Below are 20,122 nucleotides of genomic sequence, written 5' to 3' on the forward strand. Positions count from 1 at the left end.
ATTTGGGGAACATCTTATTTTTGTTGTTTAGTTGCCTGCTTTTGCTATTGTTGCGCTGTTGAATAGTTGCTGGGAAGGGATAAGCAGCAATGGTAAAAGCCTCAAAAAAACGCGTAACAATTAAAGTCGCCGTCGGCACAATGTTTGTGCTGGTAACCTGTTTGACCTCACTTATTGCAGTGGCACTGCAATATTATTTTTTGCGTGAGAGTGAGCTTGGCCATGTAGTAAACAAAAACCAGCAAATTGCTGTCAACGTGGCAGAGCAGTTGACACAGCTGGATTCGGTCGCTGCGCATACTGCAAGACAGGTTGCCCATATGATAAGGGTGCTTGACGATGCCAGTGCAAGCGAAGAGTTACTCGGTGCGTTTGCGCAGTCGCTCAAAAGTCATCAGGACTTGTCCAGTGTCTATGTGGCGGGTGACGATGACAGTTTTTTCGAGCTGTTTAACCTGGTGTCAGAGTCAGTGAAATTGCAGTTGGGCGCACAAAGTAGCGACAGGTGGCTGCTGGTGCGGCACAGTGGCAGTGGTGCCCAGCGAACCAAAGTCAGCACCTATTTTGACAGCCAATTTAACATCAGCGCTCAAAATACGGCGCCCAGCAGTTATTACCCCACTCAGCGGCCTTGGTATACCAAGGCCAGTGTCGGCACTATTTTTAAAACAGATCCTTATTTGTTTAATAACCCCAAAGTGACCGGACAAACCTATTCGGTTAGGTTGGGAAACGGAAAGGGGGTGTTGGGCGTTGATGTTAAGTTGCAGGCGATTGAGTCAAAACTGCAGCAAAACTATGCTTCCTCATCCGAGGGCGATGTCAGTCAGGCGTTTTTATTTTTGCCAAACGGGCAGCTGATCGCCTCCAACCAAAAACGCTCAGCGCAAGCAGCCATTCCTAAAGCTACGCCGCTTATCTTGTCGGCCGAACAACAAGCCCTGATTGAGCGTAGCGGTCCGTTAAAGGTGTCAAATCAGGATGACTGGGAGCCACTGGATTTTGCGATATCAGGTCGACCCAATGGTTATGCCATTGAGCTGTTTGAACTGGTATCACAAATGACGGGAATAGAGTTTGAATATATCAATGGCCGCAGTTGGAATGAGTTGACTCAGGATTATGCCGCGGGAAAGTTAGATATTTTGCACTCGATTGTCGCCAATCCGCAGACGCCTTATCCGGGAATTTATGGCAGTACACTTTATGAAGTGCCGTTTGGCTTGTTGGCGCCGCTTGGCGGGCAGGATATAGAGAGTCTTGCTGAGCTTAAGGGGCACACAGTGAGTATGCTTAAAGGTTGGAGCATCAGCCACACGCTGCAAACTCAATATCCCGATATCACCCTGATTTTGCATGATGATCTGCATGAAGCCATCGAGGCTGTACAAGCTGGGCAGTCGATTGGGGTGTTGGAACTTGCGCCGGTTTTGAACCATAAAATTCAGCAACGTTTTTACCAGGGGCTCGGTGTGACTGAGCTTGATGACAACATGCTATCGATGAGCTTTCAGTATGCGATGGCTGACCATCATGCAGAGCTGATAGCCCTGATAAATCTGGCGCTGACCAATATTACCACTGAACAGCAACGCGCCTTATACGATAGATGGTTAAATCCAGAAAAACAGTTTGCCCACTATAATCATGTGCCTTATCGGGAGCTGTTGGAATATAGTCAGCGGCCAGACGTTGATAAGCAGATGCATGAAGTCGAGATTAAGGGCGCCAGTCATTATCTATTTATCAGCCCATTGGATCACGGTCAGGGGGAGTATTTTGCGGTATTAACCCCTGCAGATGTCATCTTATACAGCGTGCACCAGCGGATCGGCTATTTCCTGCTGCTGTCTGTGGTGGTTTTAGCCTTGTTGCTCCCTCTGGCCTGGGTCTGTGGAAACCCTATTGTGCGTCCAATAAATGCACTACGTCGGCAAACCAAAAAAATTGAACATCGTCGTTATCAGGATGTCCGCATTATTGACAGTCACATTAAGGAGGTGTTTGAGCTGTCCCGGGATGTGCGTTGTATGGCTAAGTCATTGGCTGAGCATCAGGCGCAGCAAGATGAGTTTATTGAAACCATTATCCGCATTATCGCCAATGCCATTGATGAAAAGTCACCTTATACAGCCGGCCACTGCAATCGGGTGCCAGAGCTTGGCATTATGCTAGCCCGGGCGGCAGAGCTTAGTGATGCTGAACCGTTCAGACATTTTGCATTTGCCAGTGACGATGAAAGACGGGAGTTCAGAATCGCAGCCTGGCTGCATGACTGCGGTAAGATCACCACGCCCGAGTTTATTGTTGATAAAGGCAGCAAGCTTGAGGCCAATTACAATCGTATCCATGAGATCCGCACCCGTTTTGAAGTGCTGTGGCGTGATGCCGAAATTACCGCATTGAAGCAAAAGTTGCTGGGACAGGACGAGCAAAGTGTCGCGGCTGAGTTGGTAAACAAGCAGCAGGCGCTGCAGCAGCAATTTGCCTTTATCGCCAAATCCAATGTGGGTGGGGAGTTTATGTCAGATGACGATATTGCCCGTTTGCATGCCATAGGGGCGCAGCAATGGGTGCGTCACTTCGACAGTCGTCTCGGGCTGGGGCCAATTGAGGAAAAGAGGTACGCATCTGCGTCAACTCCTGCAGTGGAAACCTTACTGGCCGATAAACCTGAGCACATTATTGAGCGGGATCGGCCAATGGATCTTAAGCCCGCTTTGGGTATCAATATGGAGATCCCTGAGCATTTGTATAATCAGGGCGAGCTTTACAACCTGAGCGTTAAGCGAGGCACATTAACGGCTGAGGACAGGTTTAAGATCAATGAGCATATGATCAGCGGCATCAAGATGCTGGAGAATATTCCTTTCCCGCCGGAGCTCGCCAGAGTGCCCAGATACGCCTCCACTCATCATGAAACCCTGAGGGGAGATGGTTACCCAAGAAAACTCACTGGCGAGCAATTGTCAGTGCCTGAACGTATTCTGGTGCTGGCGGATATTTTTGAAGCTCTGACGGCGTCAGACAGGCCATATAAGAAAGCCAAGCCGTTGAGCGTTGCAGTGGATATTTTGCACAAGATGGCGTTGGAAAAGCATCTGGATATGGAGCTGTTTAATCTCTTCCTCTCCAGTGGCGTGTATATGGAGTATGCCTGCGCCTTCCTGCCGGAACATCAGATTGATGAAGTGGATATCAATAAGTATCTGCAACCTGAGGCTCATTGGATGTCCAAAGCCAGCTGATATCCAGAGCTGACGTCTGTCTGGCGGTAGCCTGTGACTGTCTTGTGCGTTTTTTGGCAATAGTATGAAATACAATCAGTTTTGCTGACATTAATCTGTTCTTTTGCTATCGTCACTGCGTTATCTGAGGCTCAAAAAAGGACTTTTGACGTGCAGCAAAAAGGGAAGAAACGAGTCACCATCAGGGTCGCAGTCGGGGCCATGTTTGTCATAGTGACCAGTCTGACAGCACTGATAGCGGTATCCCTGCAATATTACTTTGCCCGGGAAAGTGAGTTGGACCATGCGCTGAACAAGTATCGCCAGATAGCCGGTACGGTAACAGAGCAGCTGGCTCAACTCGACTTTATTGCCATGCATACCACCCGCCAGGCAGCTCAAATCATCAAGGTGTTGGGCGATGTTGAGCCGGGAAAACCCCTGCTGGAATCTTTCGCCCAGGCGCTGCAAACCAATGATGGTCTCTACAGCATCTATGTGGCGGGAGATGATGACAGCTTCTTTCAGCTTATCAGCCTTGCCTCTCCCGCTATCAGGGAGAAGGTGCATGCCCATGGCTCTGACAGATGGTTGTTGATTGTTCATCAGGGTGCGCAGGGCGAGCGCACTAAAGACAGCTTTTACTACGACGCGGACTTCTCACTTCGCACCCGGCAAACCGAAGCCAGCACCTACTATCCATCCCAGCGTAACTGGTTTATTAAAGCCGGGGTCGACAGGATCCATAAAACTGCCCCCTATCTGTTCCACAACCTGAAGGTCACTGGGCAGAGCTACGCCATGCGCCTGAACAGTGAATTTGTACTGGGTGTAGATGTAACCCTTGCTGCCATAGAGTCGAGATTGGCGAGCAGTGTGGTGTCTGACTCAGTCGATGCGGATACAGAAGCATTTCTGTTTCTTGAAGATGGCAGGTTGATTGCGACCAATCAGGAAGTGGATATCAGTGATGATCTGCCGCTGGTGGAACCCATGGCGCTGTCTGCCGACGAATGGGCCCTGGTTAACAGCACGCCGCCGCTTAGAGTTTCCAATCAGGATGATTACGAGCCGATGGACTTCTCCATTTCAGGCACGCCATATGGCTACACCATGGATGTATTCAAAATTGTGGCAGACATGACGGGTTTGAAGTTTGACTATGCCAATGGCCGCAGCTGGAATGAACTGACCGAGGATTACCAGGCAGGGAAATTGGATATTCTGCACGCCATCGCCCAGCAGAGTGAGCGCCGCTTCCCCGGAATATATGGTGAGCCCCTGTATCAGGTGTCCTATGGCGTACTGTCTATGTCCGGCAGCCAACTGGCGTCTGACCTGGCCGGATTGGAGGGACGTAAAGTCGGTATTCTTAAAGGCTGGAGCATTATCGACACCCTCAAAGCGCATCACCCGGATATTAAACTCGTTATTTATGATTCCATTCATCAGGCCATGGTGGATGTGCAGGCTGGCAAGATATATGGCTTGCTGGATCTGACCCCTGTGCTGGCTCACAAGGCCAAGCAGAAGTTTTATACCGGCCTTAAAGTCACTGAGTTGGATGAAGACCTGCTGCCTGGGAATTTCCTGTATGCCATGGGAGAGCAGCATCAAGAGTTGGTAGAGATTATCAACAGAGCTTTGCAGGCGATAACCCCGGCGCAGCGCGCCGCACTCCATGACAAATGGCTGAGACCGACAGAGAGATTTACCCATTACACCCATGTTCCCTATGAGCTGATCCTGGATTACGCCGCGGCAGAAAATGCAGGTAAGCAGATGCATAAGGTTGAGATTAACGGCCTGACTCAGTATCTGTATGTTTCCGCCCTGTCCCGGGGGCAGGGAGAGTTTCTGGCGGTGCTGGTGCCCAGCTCTGTCATCATGGCGACGGTTAACCAGCGAATAATTTACTTTATTGCGTTTTCCCTGCTGATTCTGGGCATGCTGTTGCCGTTGTCCTGGCTGTTTGGTAACCCCATCTCCACTCCCATCAATGCCCTCAGACGCCAGACCCACAAGATTGAAGAGCGCAGATATGCTGATGTCAAAGTGATAGACAGTCATATCAAAGAGGTGTTTGAGCTGTCCCGGGATATTCGCAGTATGGCGGACTCGATTGCTGCTCATCAGCAGGCCCAGGATGAGTTTATTGAAACTATTATCCGTATCATCGCCAACGCTATCGATGAAAAGTCTCCCTACACCGCCGGGCACTGTAACCGGGTGCCAGAGTTGGGCATGATGTTGGCGAAAGCCGCTGAGCGCGACAATACTGAGGCGTTCAGGGCGTTTGAGTTTAACTCTGAGGATGAAAGACGGGAGTTCCGAATCGCTGCCTGGCTGCACGATTGCGGCAAGATCACTACGCCGGAATATATTGTCGATAAGGGCAGTAAACTGGAGACCAACTACAACCGTATCCACGAAGTCCGCACCCGTTTTGAAGTCCTGTGGCGGGATGCCGAGATTGCCGCCTTGAAGCAGCAATTGCAGGGGCAGGATGAGCAAAGTGTGGCGGCTGAATTGGCCCAGAAGCAGCAGGCGTTGCAGCAGGAGTTTGCCTTTATCGCCAGGGCCAATGTGGGCAGTGAGTTTATGTCTGACGATGATATCGCCAGAGTTAAGACCATTGGCGCGCAGCAGTGGGTTCGTCATTTTGACAACAGACTGGGGCTCGGCCCGCTGGAGGAGGAAAGATATCCGCAAACCCAGGTGCCTGCGATGGAGCCGCTGCTGGCTGATAAACCCGAGCATGTCATTGAGCGGGAGCGGCCGATGGAGCTGGATCCTGTGCTGGGCATCAATATGAATATTCCTGAGCACCAGTATAACCATGGTGAGCTCTATAACCTGTGCATTAAGCGTGGCACCCTGACCGCCGAAGACAGATTCAAGATTAATGAGCACATGATCAGCGGTATCAAGATGCTGGAGGAGATCCCTTTCCCACCAGAACTGGCCAGGGTACCCAGATACGCCTCCACTCACCATGAAACCCTGAGGGGAGATGGATATCCCAGAAAGCTCAACGGCGCGCAATTGTCAGTACCTGAGCGCATTCTGGTACTGGCGGATATTTTCGAGGCCCTGACAGCATCAGATCGACCTTACAAAAAAGCCAAGCCCCTGAGTGTGGCGGTGGATATTCTGCACAAAATGGCGCTGGATAAGCATCTGGATATCGAAGTATTCAACCTGTTCCTCTCCAGCGGTGTGTATCTGGATTATGCCCGGGCCTTCCTGCCTGAAGCTCAGATTGACACAGTCGATATTGGCAAATATCTCGACAATAACACTGAGGTGGAGTTGCCCAGAGCCGGTTGATGTTATCTCAGTAAAGCTTATTAATCAGGCAGAGGTGAATCTCTGTCTGATTTTTAAGGTATTGATAGTTATCTGATTAATTGTTTTTCTTTCCCGCTTTTACCCTTGTTCGCCAGTCATTGTCCCAGACTCAGGCCCCTGTGAGTGCTTAGTATCCGCTTGGCGTCATCAGACGCAAAGATTCACTCACAGTAAGGATACCCATGATGAAATCTATCTATTCACAAATTGCCGGAGCGTCACTGCTGACTCTGCTGGCCTCCCAGGCTCAGGCCGCTGAGCAAAAACAGCCAACAGTATCACTGCAGGACACGTCCATCAGTTTCAGCCTTGATGAAAGCTATGCAGGTGAGAGTCGTGCCTATACCGCCTACCTCAATGGCAAGGCGATATCAGCAGAAGAGTTGATGGCCCAACTGGAGAGGTTTGGACCAATACGTGGCAATCAGCTTGAGCTGACTCTGGACCGTGACAGCCGCACTATGGTCGAAGGGCAGGCAAGCTTTGATGGCCGGCACTTTACTCTCAGTGGCATCAATCGCGAATTAAGCAAAGCCAGATATGAATGGAACGCCTGCCTGAACGGATATTCAGGTCGCAGTGAGCTTCAGGTCTGTCTGGGCTCGGCGTTGGTCCCTGATCGTTATCTGATTGCCGTCAGCAAAGAGATATCAGCGGATGAGTTGGCGCAAATGGCGAGGGGCACTGCTGAGCGCTACGGTGCCCGTGTGGACGCTGTGTACGAGTCTGTATTCCATGGTTTTGCCCTGCAGATAGACAAAGACAAGCTGGCGGAGCTAAAGCAGGAACGCTGGGTGAGTGATGTCTACGCCGATGGACTGGCCTATACCCATACAATTCAAAACCCTGTGCCGTCATGGGGAATGGACAGAGTTGATGAGCGTCCCCTCAATCTGGATAACCGTTTTACCTACCAGCAAACAGCAACAGGTCAGGATGTGTACGTGATTGACTCAGGGCTTAATGCGGCTCACCTGGACTTTACCGGCAGAGTGGGCGTCGGCGCCAGCTTTGTGGGGGGCAGTGCCAATACCGACTGTATCGGCCATGGTACCCATGTGGCGGGTACTGTACTGGGCACCCGACATGGTCTGGCCAAGGGCGCGACTGTGCACCCCGTGAGAGTATTTGGCTGCACCGGCAGTTCGGCGACCTCAACCATTGTCGCCGGGGTTAACTGGGTAACGGCCAATGCCGGTGGCCAGGGGGTGGCCAACATGAGTTTGGGTGGCGGCGCCAATACCGCCATGGACAATGCGGTACAAAACTCCATTAATTCAGGGGTGACCTATGTGGTTTCTGCCGGTAACTCCAATGCCAATGCCTGCTCATACTCGCCGGCGCGGGTGAACGATGCCATTACCGTAGGTTCAACCACCATCAATGACAAACGCTCCAACTTCTCCAACAAGGGCTCCTGTGTGGATCTGTTTGCGCCGGGCTCTGACATCACTTCGGCCTGGCATACAGGCAGTAATGCCACCAACTCCATCAGCGGTACCTCTATGGCCGCGCCACATGTAGCAGGCATTGCGGCGCTGATGCGGGCAGAAGATCCCGCTGCCACGCCGGCTGATATTATGCTGAGAGTGATTTCCGACGCGACGGTTGGCGTACTGTCCAGCATTGGCAGTGGTTCGCCCAATCTGCTGGCGTTCTGGAAGAATCCCTGTACCGATCCTGTGGCCATGCACGATGGCTCCAGCCTGATGCCCTGGTTTGATGGTGCCAACTGTTATGTGATGCCAGTACCTTCAGGTGCCGATCCCTTTATCTGGTCGGGTAACTACTATGTCGAAGCCAAGTTGATGGATTGTCCGTTGGGCAGCTATGACGGTGCAAACTGCTATGTGATGACCAAGCCGGAGACAGGGTTTATCTATGCCAACAACTTCTATCATCAGTACGATGACTGTTCCGTGGGCAGTGATGATTCAGCCAACTGCTATATCGCATCAGCGCCTGGCGGCACCAGTGCATTTGAGTGGGGCGGCAACTTCTACACTACCGCATTGCCGGGTAATGTATGTCCTCTGGGAACCTATGATGGCGCCAACTGCTATGTGATGACCAAGCCAGCCGGTGGTTTTATTTATGCCAATAACTTTTACACCACCTATGATGCCTGCACATCTGGCACTGACGATGGTGCCAATTGCTACCTGGCGTCAGCACCGGCAGGTACCACTGCCTTTGAGTACGATGGTAACTTTTACACCACGCCTACCGGCGCGCCAACTTGCCCGGCAGGAAGCTACGATGGTGCCAACTGCTATATAGGTACAGCGCCTGCGGGTTCCAGCCCATTTATCTGGGGTGGTAACTTCTACTATGGCGATTGATCTCTTTGCCTAGGACTAGGCCCATGCCCGGCAGTGATGCCGGGCTTTTTACGGTTAAGGTGCCCGAACCATCAAGTTAGTAGCTTTGCACTATGTCCTGCTGCAGCCGGGTTCAATATCCTGTGTCACTGGATTTCAGCGTCAGTTTGTCAGCTAAGGTTAGAACTGAGCAGAAGCAGAGCCGACAGGAGCAGTGGCGGAAGTATGGCATTCAGGATTAATAAAGTGTCCGACGATCTTTGGATTGGGGCTGAGCAACACGGTTACGCGCCGCAATTCAGAAATACCAAAGCAATAAGAGGGGTTGGATTCAGCACAGGTTTCGGAACCAGCCATATGATGGAGGATATTCTCAGTCCTCCCCCCAGGAAACTCGAGCTTGAACAAGAGGAAGGTGCCTGTGAGGTGTCTTACTATTTGCACTCTGCCGGGACCTATGGTGACTTTATCGATATGAGGGTCAACAGTGTTCATTGCAGGCAAACCCTGACCCGCTTTTCCCAGTTCTTTCTGTTTCCCATGATGCTATTTGTTTATCTGGTTATCAGATTGGGCCGTGACGATACTCCCTGGTTGTACTTGTCGCCGGCAGAAGCCTGGTTGTTTGGCGCCTGTTTGTTGCTGGTTTTGATTGATGTGTGCCGACCAATCAGAACCCCGGTTCGCTTTCATCATAACAACCGGGAGGTTTATGTTTTCCACAAGAAGGCGCTGTATCGTATTCCCTGGAAGTACTGTCATATCGCCTTGATGTACGCGCCTCACCATATTGGCCAGGGAGCCTTTACCGATGCCTATAACCTGAATCTTTGGCTTTACCCGGACTATTGCGTTAACGGCAAATGTGGCTCTCAGCCCGTGGCGTTGAACCTGTGTATGTGTGTGGGCGATCCTGAGAGTGCCTATGACTACTGGGAATTTGTCCGGCGTTTTATGGAAGAGGGGTCGGATAGCCTGCAACACGCCAATGAACAGAAAGCCTGGGTGTTAAAGATCCCCCATTCCGACTGGAGCAAAAAGGCGAAGATAATAGGTTGGCTCCTGTCTCCTTTGTTTTATTGCCTGTTGCCCTTTATTTCACCCTCTCAGTTTGCCACTCGCTTTAATCCCATCAGAGACAGATGGCCGCCAGAGGTTCATCAATGGACGGGAAGAAAAGTTAGCGGCTATTAGCGGTTTTATTGATAAAAAAAGGCCCGGCAATGGAGACGCTGCCGGGCCTTTTGGTTTCCACACGAGGCGAAATTTTAGAAAGGTTTGAGAACTAACATTGTTTGACCGGAAAAGGTTTGGTCGGGAAGGTGGCGATGCCTCCCCGGCCATTTCTAACGATCAGGTTTAGCTATCAGGCTTTGATAACCTTCACCGTGGCGCTGCCATCTTCGTGCTGGTATACACCGTGAATGTCGGTTTCGAAACCTGGGTAGTGCTTGCCGATTTCGCAAAGCATTTCCAGGAAGTCCAGAACCGGACGGGACGCGTCAGTGACCATTTCACCTGGCAGTACCAGAGGTACTCCTGGTGGGTAAGGCAGGATCATGTTGGCACTGATACGGTCAACCATATCGCTCAAAGGCACTTCTTCGATGTTACCGCGCAGCTCTTCCTGCCATGCAGCGTGAGGAGTCAGCTTCATTTCTGGCAGTACGTCGAAGGCTTTGAACATCAGCTCAGGCAGCTTGTACTGAGCAGTCAGTTTGTGGATGCCCAGAGCCAGTTCCTGAATACGCATATCTTTGTAGAAGGAAGGATCTTCTGCGTACAAAGAAGGCAGCATGTTCTTGATGGTCAGGTTCAGGTCGTAACCACGTTTGAACTCGGTCAGGGCACGCAGCAGCTGCATCGCTTTTGGCTTGTCGATACCAATAGAGAACAGGAACAACATGTTGTATGGGCCGGTTTTCTCAACCACGATGCCGTGCTCATCCAGGAACTTGGACACGATAGAAGCTGGGATACCGGTTTCAGCCAGTTCACCGTTTTCAGTCATGCCAGGAGTCAGGATGGTGACCTTGATTGGGTCAAGGTACATATGTTCGTCATCGATGTCCTTGAAGCCGTGCCAGTTGTCTTTAGGATCCAGCTTCCAACATTCAGTCTTGTCGATGTTTTCTGGCTGCCATACATCGAAGAACCAGGAGTCAGCTTCAGTGCGCAGACGTTTGATCTCTTTACGGAAGCGAATTGCACGGTCGATTGATTCCTGGATCAGGCGCTTACCACTGTTACCACGCATCATAGCGGCAGAGATCTCGGCAGAGGCCACGATACCGTACTGAGGAGAGGTCGAGGTGTGCATCATAAAGGCTTCGTTGAAAGACTCTTCTTCAATGTCACCTTTAACATGGATCATGGAAGCCTGAGAGAAGGCCGCCAGCAGTTTGTGTGTGGACTGAGTTTCATAGAACACACGACCTGGCATGGCTTCACCGCTCATACCACACTTGCCTTCATAGATAGGGTTGAAGTTAGTGTATGGCACCCACGCTGAGTCAAAGTGGATGTACTTGGTTTCCAGAGTGTCTTTGATGAACTTGGTGTTGTAGAACAGACCGTCGTATGTGGAGTTGGTTACTACCGCATAGTTAGGCATGGTTGCGCCAGGTGTGGCAGCCACTTTCTCAGCGATAACAGACTTGGTGAACTCGCTCTGAGGAATACCACCAAGGATACCGTAAGCGTTACGGGTAGGGCGGAAGTAGATTGGGGTCACATCTGACATCATCATCAGGTGAGTCAGGGATTTGTGACAGTTACGGTCAACCAGCACAGTGCTGCCGGCTGGCGCTGAGTACATACCCACAATCTTGTTGGCGGTGGAAGTACCATTGGTCACGATGTAAGAGCGGTCGGCATTGAAAGTGCGGGCAATATACTCTTCGGCCTCTTTGTGTGGACCTGAGTGGTCCAGCAGCGAACCCAGTTCAGGCATAGAGATAGAGATATCAGCCTTGAAAGTGTTGGCGCCGTAGAAGTCGTAGAAAATACTACCTGCAGGGCTCTTGTTGAATGCGGTACCACTCATATGACCAGGAGTACAGAAGGTGTATTTGCCTTCTTCAGCGTACTTGAACAGGGCTTTGGTCAGTGGAGGCAGGATGGCGTCTTTGTATGCGTCAACCGCTTGTTTGATCTTCACGCTGATATCAGCCGCTGAGCTTAAAGTGTATTCAAAGTAGCTGATGTTCAGACGCAGGTCAGTCAGGGAAATGTCCAGAGTGGACTGCTCGTTGGCGAAGGTAAACAGAGGCAGCTTTTCGTTCAGGCTGTTGACTGTTTTGCACAGGTCCATTGAGTAGGTATCCCAGTCGAAAATCACGCCGCAGATACGGGCATTGTTTTCAATCAGTTTAATCAGGTCCTGCTCATCCTCTGGGTAGACAACCTGGAAGCCTTTGCTTTCCAGCTGGGCTTGCAGTTCTTTAACAGGCACTTTCTTAAACAGTGCCTCCACATGGTTCATGATAGCGATAATATTCATCTGAATTTCTCCAGGGTGAGTGAGGGCGCCCTCCTATGCAAATGACAGGAGGATAAGAGAGCGCCTATAAAAATTGAGAGTTTTAAATCAGTTGTTTAGCTTGGGAGGGCGGGTGAGAGGTCACCCGCGCTTTCAATGCTGTAAGGGCTTAGTGAGCAGCAGCTTCTTTGCTGTCGTTGCCTTTGATTTTGTTGGCAGCACGTTCGATGTGCTGTCTCAGGCCCAGTTTGCGGCCGTAGAAGATAAACACTGCCAGAGACACGATGAAGGTAGCGCTCAGGGCGTGTGGGTCAGCACCAATCAGGGCGATGAAGCAGAACACACAGGCAACACCGGAGAACAACATCACGAAGCCGTTGCGGGTAGTCATACCTTCGTAGCGGATCATGTTCACGGCAGAGTAGAAGTAAGGCAGCATGGTCAGCAGTACGGCGTCAGAAGACAGTACGTTGAACAGGTCAGAAGCATGGCCGTCGCCTGAGCTCAGCAGGGTGATGGCGATCATCAGTACGGTCATCATGGTTGAAGCCAGCAGCAGACCTTTCTTGGGTACACCTTTCTCGTCGGTTTCACCGAACACTTTAGGGAAGTTACCATCAGCGGCAGCACGTTTACCGGCTTCACCAACCAGCATCATCCAGCTACCCAGAGAGGTGAAACAAGCCAGGGCAGTGAAGGCTGCAACGAATGGCGCAGTCCACTTACCGAATACTTCAGAGGTTGCCAGGGCGAATGGAGCACCTGATGCAGCCACTTCAGAGGCTGGGAACATACCGGCAATAACCTGAGTAGACAGAATGTAGATGATGCCGGCCAGCGCAGTACCCAGCATGGTTGCCAGAGGTACGGTGCGACGTGGGTTTTTCACCAGACCAGAAGATACCGCAGCAGACTCAACACCCACGAAGGCCCACAGAGTGATCAGCACTGCGTTAACAATGGCATGAGAATCAGAGGTGTGTGAAGTGTTCCAGTTTTGGGTGTACAGGCTTGGGTCAAAGTGAGTCCAGCCACCCAGTGCAGTACCAACAACAGGAATAAGGATAAGAACCAGACCAATAGTACACAGACGGCTCACCCAGCTACCACCCAGCAGGTTGATAAAAGTGAATACCCAGACTGATGCAATTGTCGCGATAGCGGCTGGTACGGTTTCGTTCAGTACAGGGAAGAATACTGACAGGTAAGACACACCGGTAATGGCGATTGCCAGGTTACCAATCCAGTTGGCGTGGTAATAAAGCACACCGGTCTGGAAGCCGAAAGCAGGAGAGATTTCGCCTGCATAAGCAATAGGACCACCTTCCTGAGGGTTGTTGGTACCCAGTCTGGCGTATACGAATGCCAAACTCAGGGCGCCAACCAGGCAGATAATCCAACTGTAAATTGAAATTGAACCGACTTGAGCGAGGGTTGATGGCAGCAGTGCAATACCACTCCCCATCATGTTACCGGCTACCACACCGGTACAGGCAATTAAGCCAATCTTCTTTGCGGACATACTGTCTCCATTTTCAGCTAATTCCAATCCGCCTGGATAGAAGAGTGAGGGGGAGCCCGTTTGCATCTCTTTATTCAGGAGTGCAGTAAGAGGTCTGGTGCGCTCTGCTATTCATGTGAATTGGAGGTTGAATTGCCAACTTGCATTTCCCGTTTCGGGTGAGCCCATCCGCCTGCTTATCTATGAATAGTGGGCGGGGTAAGGGCGCTGTTCGCATCTTGGCAATCGCCTGGGCAATCCCCCCGTATGCCTTGTGTGAGAGGAGGGAAGTGCCTGATTCGGGAGCAAGATTACGCCCGGATTTCGCGGAGGTGAAATCATGGTTTGGTCAATGACAAAAAGATGAGTCAAAGCTGATAAAGACTAAAATAAATCCAATAAATACAATGGGTTTATATTTTTAGAGAAAAATATCAAGGTGATATCAAGGTCGAAAGATGAAGGATATAAACCGGGTTTATATCGCGGTTTATAGGAGGTTTATGGCCATCAGGCCGCAATTGAGGTCAATGGCGGGGACCACTGCGGTACAGGGGCATTTCTGTTGTGTTCAGAGGTGAGGTTGGGCAGGGACTCGCTATGTTAAACTTGCCACCTAGGAGGTTGAATACCGACCGGGTTGGCTGCTAGCTTGGTTATCCAGACTTTCGCCAACATTGTTGTTGTCTGATGGCAAGGTCATATGAATGTGTGGTTGAATTTTATACTGACGAGTTATCCAAATGGCAAACAATGAACTAAAGAGGCTCCCTAAATGGTTAGCCGTTTTTTGTTTCATGGCAGGAGCGTGCGCTTTTGTATGGACTGTTAGCTTGATCGTTAGCGGCGAGTTCACTTTTAAAGGAAGTTTCTATTCGGCTACAGAAACACCGATTATCTTTTGGCTGCACATTACCGTGTTCTTGTTCTTTAGTGTCTCCTCATTATTGGTTTCATTTTTACCTGATTCCTGGTTCAGTTAACTCTCCACGGACCAAAAGTCATATAATCTAAGTTGCCCCATCCAACATTGCGTCCAATCCTTTCGACTCTGGCATCCTGCTTTGTTCTACCTCCTGCACCTATACACTCGTCCGGCAACTCTCGACGGGGACAGGTGTATTCAACGAGTCGCGGGTTGACCCAAAGGTTTCTCTACTGGCAGGTTATCCAGTTAAGGTGGCAATAGCAGGAGTGGCTCCAGAGATTATATGCATTTGGCAGTACAACAGCGCGATTACAAGTAGACGTATTACATCGGCCCCTATAGGTCTGGCGGGCAGAATCGCTGGCAATATGTATAAACTCCTCTATCTTGGGTTGAATCGGCAGGGTTAACGATCTAATGAGAAGAGGGCATGATGGTTACGTTGAAAAATCTGCCGACCTTGATAGGCATCATTGTCATTTAAGAATCGTCTTAGGCTCAAAGCCAGGAGATGAAAGAGGTAAAAGGAAGTAACTATGCCATATAGCCCTGAGGATATATCAGACTTAAAGAACAATCTGTCATCTTACCCAGGTATTGATTACTTGGGTGATGTTAAAGCTCATGATGGTGAAATCTTGTCATATTGGAGGCCAACAACGGGCCTTTACAAAGGGTTTGCACACATAGATATAAAGGGAAATTTTTCTGACATAGCCAGTCAGGCATCAGGGCTTCTGTGGAGTAAGATCAATAAGTTTAGCAGTGGGGATATTGAGTTATTATCTTCTGTTGATTCATTTGATAAATGGATCAGCATTAGAGTAGAGAAAGGGACTAATATTGTTGACGCGTTTGAACTTTATGAAGAATCTTCTGAGTTTGTGGCAATAGATAAAGAACGAAAATACTTGATTGCAGCTCACTCTGAGAATATATCAAACTACACTGACCAGTTATTATTGTACTTCTATAAGTTAGAAATAAATGGCGATGGTTCGGTTAGCTTTTTAAAGTGCGAATAATATGGCAGAAAGTGGGGCAGGCATATCTGTATAAGGGGCCGTCTTGCTCTAACGCTGTTCTAGAAATCGTAACTTTGGCACTACTCACTCGATGGTTGATTCCGCCAGAGCTGAGATATCAAACTAACTTCTGTCCCTACGCTTTATACACGGAATTTGAAGATTGCACCTCGTCCCCGTCCAACGCTGCCGAGGAGTTGTCAGCGTTGGTTGGGGTGTCCTAGGGGTTGTTAGGGTATTGGACAAGCAATACCCCTGACCCGGGTGAAGCCTTGGGCGAGTATTGCGAAGAAATAGGCTAACGAGCGAGAGGCAAGGATGCCGAACTGGCTTTTGTGCAGGGATGCATTTGGCTTCGATTTCGATCAAGCGCAGCTTGTTAATTAATCTCGGCAAGCGAAGCCTGGCAAAACAAAGCGTCACCGCCTGACGCAATCAGGCAAAAAAACGGGGGTCAAATTGACCCCCCCAAAGGTGAGCAAAAAACATTTGGAATGTTTTCTTGCAGGGAAACTTGTTTAACTCATCTCGCCATAGCGTCAGCTTCGCTTTAAAACCTTCTGCACAGCGGCTAGGGAATCCCGCTAAACCTGACCATTCCGCCAAACCCATTCACAAGAGGTGATTAGCTGGCCTCAATTCAGCTTAGCTAACACTCAATTCAGCTTCGCCAGTACAGGGGCACTTTGACTGAGCTCACTGTGATGAACCAGTGACTGACAGAGTAAATAGGTCCGTTCACTGCGATCCAGATAGTACGCCTGACTGAAGGCTTCGCTGGCCATCACAGGGTGGGTCTTTTCCGACAACTTGCCCAGGATGATATAGCCCAGAGAGGTGTAGTCCCCCAGCAGCTGGTGGCTGTGTGCCAGGGCTGTACGTACTGTGGTGTCTTTACCATGTATCAGAGCCTGCAGGGCAATAGCGTCCCAGTACTCAGGGGTATCCAACGCCGGATGATGCTGCATATAGTCGGTCAGCGCCTGGCCGTAGTTACGCAGCACATTGTTATCGATTGCTTTGTCTTCGGAGGCCTGATTGGTCAAGGCCAGCATCTGTGCGTAGCTGATGTATCTCAGTGCGATCGCTTTACCATTGGCAGGCTGTTTGGCAATAAGCTCATCCAACATGGCGATGCCTTTGTCCATCAACACAGGCTCAGGTTGCTGCAGGAAATAGCGTGCCAGCATCAGAGTTTTAGCTGAGGTCTCATCTGCCGGCAGCGACGAAAGTAAAGCCTGACGCTGGGATTCGGTCAGGGTGACATGCAAATCATCCAGCAATTCAAACTCTGTATGCTTAATCACCTGAGCCAGGTTCTCGCCGGTCAGCAGTTCATTGCTTTGGTAGATATCCCGCTCAGTGGCATGGCTGTAAAGGCGCACCGTGAGATAGGTGCCGTCGTCTCTGTAATTAATACTCACTATTAAACGCTTGCCCGGGGTTTGTGGGCTGCCACTGAGGTAACGGGTGCGGTACTGACTGAACTGTTCAACACTGGTTTGTAACTGCTTGCTGATGCCATAGGCCAGCAGACCCATCTGGTCCGGTGCCCTGGTATCTGACTGAGCTTCGATGGCAATAAGCTGGTTATCCAGTTCAGGCATGTTTTGATGACTGGATTGATAAATGGTCAGATAGCTGACAATCGCCACCAACACCAGCAGCATAATGGTGTCGAAAAGACGATTCACCAGAGTGTTGGCCATGGAGGCAATACTGGGCAGCAGCGGCTTGCCTTCATCTTCGCTCAGACTGCTGAGTGCACGGCTCATTGGGCCGGCGGGGAAGGGGGCAATATGACCTGTATGCCGGGAGTTTTGCTGTTCGCCGATGTCGGATTCTGGATGTTTTGCGTTTAGTGCTGCAGCGGGTTGATGCATGCGCACACTGGAGTGGGCTGGCTCGGCGGCGGTAAACCGCATTTCATGGAGCGGTGCGACGCAGGCCTCTGTCGTTGGATGTTCGCACTCACAGGAAAGGTCGTGGACATGAATCTCTTCAACATCCGCACTCAGCTTATAGCCCCTTTTGGGGATAGTGGTGATGATGCCAGCCTGATTACACTCTGCCAGCAGTTTTCTCAGTTCAAAAACAGACTGGGTGACCACCTGCTCTGTGACAATTGCACCATCCCATACCGCCTGGATCAGCTCTTCACGGGAAAATACAGTGTCAGGGTGACGGGCAAAGAAGCTGAGCAGGTTGACCAGTCGGGGCTCGATACAAAGCTTCCTGTCCATGAAGCAGAGTTTGCCTTCACTGGTATGCAGGATGAGATCATTGATTTTATATCTTAAATCAATCATGTATGTACCCGACGAGGTGAGAGATTGGTTCGATAACCTAAGAAATGGAGCAGGGCTGACTATACGCCTGTTAAATTTACATTAAAGGATTAAATTTGGGTTCTGAGATCCTCTCCGGCAGACTAACGAATGTTAATTTGGCGATCATTACCCCTTGATATAACTTGTGCTTTCATTGTTGGTATCTGCAACCAAAGCGGGTTGCCAGTGCTGCAATTGCTGAGTTTTTATTCTCTCCCGTCCTGGCTGTGCTGGACAAAAAAATGGCAGCCACAAGGGCTGCCGAAAAATCCAAATGGATCACCTGGAGAAAGAGCAATTACGCAATTAGTTGGCTTCTTTAGGGCCCATGTAGGCTGATAGTCCCTTGAAGCCACCTTTTAAAATCTTCACATTGTCAAAGCCTGCGTGACGCAGTGCGGTTCCCAGAGCGGTAGCCCGGGCGCCGGATTTGCAGAACACCACAATAGGTTTGTCGGTGGGAAGTTTGGCCAGATTCTCTGCTTCAAATACCTGATTGGCAGGGATATTCAGGCTATCAGGCAGAGCCAGGCCAAAGATTGACATCTCCGCAGGGGTACGAATATCCAAAGCCACCATCTCTTTACCTGCCTTGGTCGCTTCGACAAAGGCGGCAGGACTCATCAGCCCCAGATTTTTACCGGCAGCAGCGCCCTCTACATTGGCGAACTGTTGCTGATAGCTTTTAGCCAGATTGGCATCATAAGCCAACGCGCTGGCACTGGTGAGAGTCAGACCCACAATCAGTGGTAAAGACAGGTGTTTCAGTTTCATCGTCATTCCTTTGGTAAGTCAACGCTATCAGGTTATGACCATGTTGGAGTTTGCTCAATGGATGGGGATCACACTTTCCCCGGACATAAGATGTGAAAAAAGTTTAAGAAGTTTTGCCAACTGAAATGCTGGATTTGAGAATTCTTAATCTATAAAAAACCGAAAATTATTTAGCCTCAGGTGAATCTCGCTTAAGACAGTTTTTGGGTTGCTTAAGCTTTAACAGGTTTTTACAGTTGCAAACCTTGTCTCGCTTATTCCAGCGAGGCGACCACCAGACGAATTTGTGCTCTGGCTTCATCCAATGAGTCGACGATTGCCATGGCTGACTGATTGTGGTTACTCATGTCGGCCCAGTTGTCCTGCCAAACCATTTTGATATTGGTTGCCGCCTGCTGAGCATCCTGAGGCATCAGCAGGGCCAGGTCCTGGATTAGTCCCACTTTTACCCAGCCCTTTCTGGGGTTGCCTGTGACTATGTCCTTGTCATAGTGGGCGGTATACACAATCAGCTCCAGCTCCGCAATTTCTTTAAGGACTTCAAAGGCGGCATTGCGAACGGTGGCATTCTCTTCAGTGACCTCCATACGCCATACATTGTATGAGAAGCCGATAAGCGCAAATATCATGCTGAATATCGCTGTCAATCTGAAAATCTGACTGCTGTGCTGGGGCAACATAAATCTCTCCGGTCGGTTCGGGTTATTAATCAGACCCGGGTCAGCTCAATTCCTGTTCAGGTATAAGCATAACTTGCCAGAAAGACACGGGAAGGTCAGCTGCGCAGGTTACCGCAGTCCCGGGTTTCTGCCGAAAGCTGATAGTTAAAGCTGGCCGTGGGGGAGCGATAGACAATATGACAATTGAGTTCACCCGCCTGAATTTGAGCTTTTGCAAAGGCCAGGGTGGTGGGGAGCAGTAATCTGGCACCTGTCCCGGGCTGGCTGAGTATCAGCCAGTCACCCTCTGTTAAGCCGGTTAGCTTACGGAAGTTGTTCTGAATAACAGGGTTGGATGCCGACGCAATAGGATAGCCATTGGCCACGTAGAGACGCGTGCCCTGGATGGTGACGTAGAAATAGCCCATTTCCCTATCCCAGTTGGGGTGACCATTGCAGTCGTAACGGCATTCACTGAGATCACCAATGCCTTCGATTTGACTCAGACTATGAATTTGGCGGTTA

11 protein-coding genes are annotated in these 20,122 nt (G+C 50.2%); 5 read left to right on the top strand and 6 right to left on the bottom strand.

Translation table 11 applies throughout. The features are described 5' to 3' along the window. Positions 1-89: 89 nt before the first annotated feature. From L2725_RS17020 to L2725_RS17035, 4 genes are all read left to right on the top strand, one after another. Complete coding sequence (locus tag L2725_RS17020; protein ID WP_249250037.1) at positions 90-3,248, top strand: HD domain-containing phosphohydrolase; 3,159 nt, start codon at positions 90-92, stop codon at positions 3,246-3,248. Positions 3,249-3,398: 150 nt separating this feature from the next. Then, positions 3,399-6,557, top strand: coding sequence for an HD domain-containing phosphohydrolase (locus L2725_RS17025; RefSeq protein ID WP_249250038.1), 3,159 nt, complete (start codon positions 3,399-3,401; stop codon positions 6,555-6,557). Positions 6,558-6,760: 203 nt separating this feature from the next. Continuing rightward, on the top strand, positions 6,761-8,920 hold the full coding sequence (locus L2725_RS17030; protein WP_249250039.1) for a S8 family peptidase: 2,160 nt from the start codon (positions 6,761-6,763) through the stop codon (positions 8,918-8,920). Positions 8,921-9,145: 225 nt separating this feature from the next. Continuing rightward, complete coding sequence (locus tag L2725_RS17035) at positions 9,146-10,093, top strand: DUF6708 domain-containing protein (RefSeq protein ID WP_249250040.1); 948 nt, start codon at positions 9,146-9,148, stop codon at positions 10,091-10,093. Positions 10,094-10,265: 172 nt separating this feature from the next. Here L2725_RS17035 and cadA read toward each other — a convergent pair whose 3' ends face one another. Further along, complete coding sequence (cadA, locus tag L2725_RS17040; protein WP_248935881.1) at positions 10,266-12,401, bottom strand: lysine decarboxylase; 2,136 nt, start codon at positions 12,399-12,401, stop codon at positions 10,266-10,268. 148 nt (positions 12,402-12,549) lie between these two features. Further along, positions 12,550-13,902, bottom strand: a complete 1,353-nt coding sequence (gene cadB / locus L2725_RS17045; RefSeq protein ID WP_249250042.1) for a cadaverine/lysine antiporter — start codon at positions 13,900-13,902, stop codon at positions 12,550-12,552. 1,443 nt (positions 13,903-15,345) lie between these two features. Here cadB and L2725_RS17050 point away from each other — a divergent pair. Further along, positions 15,346-15,834 (top strand): hypothetical protein, encoded by a 489-nt coding sequence (locus L2725_RS17050; protein ID WP_249250044.1) that lies wholly within the window; start codon positions 15,346-15,348, stop codon positions 15,832-15,834. A gap of 656 nt (positions 15,835-16,490) precedes the next feature. Here L2725_RS17050 and L2725_RS17055 read toward each other — a convergent pair. The 4 genes from L2725_RS17055 to L2725_RS17070 all read right to left on the bottom strand — a co-directional run bounded on the left by L2725_RS17055 (position 16,491) and on the right by L2725_RS17070 (position 20,025). Then, the gene (locus tag L2725_RS17055) at positions 16,491-18,143 is read right to left on the bottom strand and encodes a winged helix-turn-helix domain-containing protein (RefSeq protein ID WP_249250045.1); all 1,653 of its coding nucleotides are present in this window, start codon (positions 18,141-18,143) and stop codon (positions 16,491-16,493) included. A gap of 327 nt (positions 18,144-18,470) precedes the next feature. Continuing rightward, the gene (locus tag L2725_RS17060; RefSeq protein ID WP_249250046.1) at positions 18,471-18,938 is read right to left on the bottom strand and encodes a rhodanese-like domain-containing protein; all 468 of its coding nucleotides are present in this window, start codon (positions 18,936-18,938) and stop codon (positions 18,471-18,473) included. Between the two features lie 254 nt (positions 18,939-19,192). Beyond that, positions 19,193-19,618 carry a hypothetical protein gene (locus L2725_RS17065; RefSeq protein WP_249250047.1) on the bottom strand — a complete coding sequence of 142 codons (426 nt, stop codon included), beginning with the start codon at positions 19,616-19,618 and terminating at the stop codon, positions 19,193-19,195. A 95-nt stretch (positions 19,619-19,713) separates the two neighbouring features. After that, complete coding sequence (locus tag L2725_RS17070) at positions 19,714-20,025, bottom strand: hypothetical protein (RefSeq protein WP_249250048.1); 312 nt, start codon at positions 20,023-20,025, stop codon at positions 19,714-19,716. Positions 20,026-20,122 lie beyond the last annotated feature (97 nt).

Origin of the sequence: Shewanella corallii, from assembly GCF_023349125.1 — a bacterium.
Taxonomy (GTDB): Bacteria; Pseudomonadota; Gammaproteobacteria; order Enterobacterales; family Shewanellaceae; genus Shewanella; species Shewanella corallii.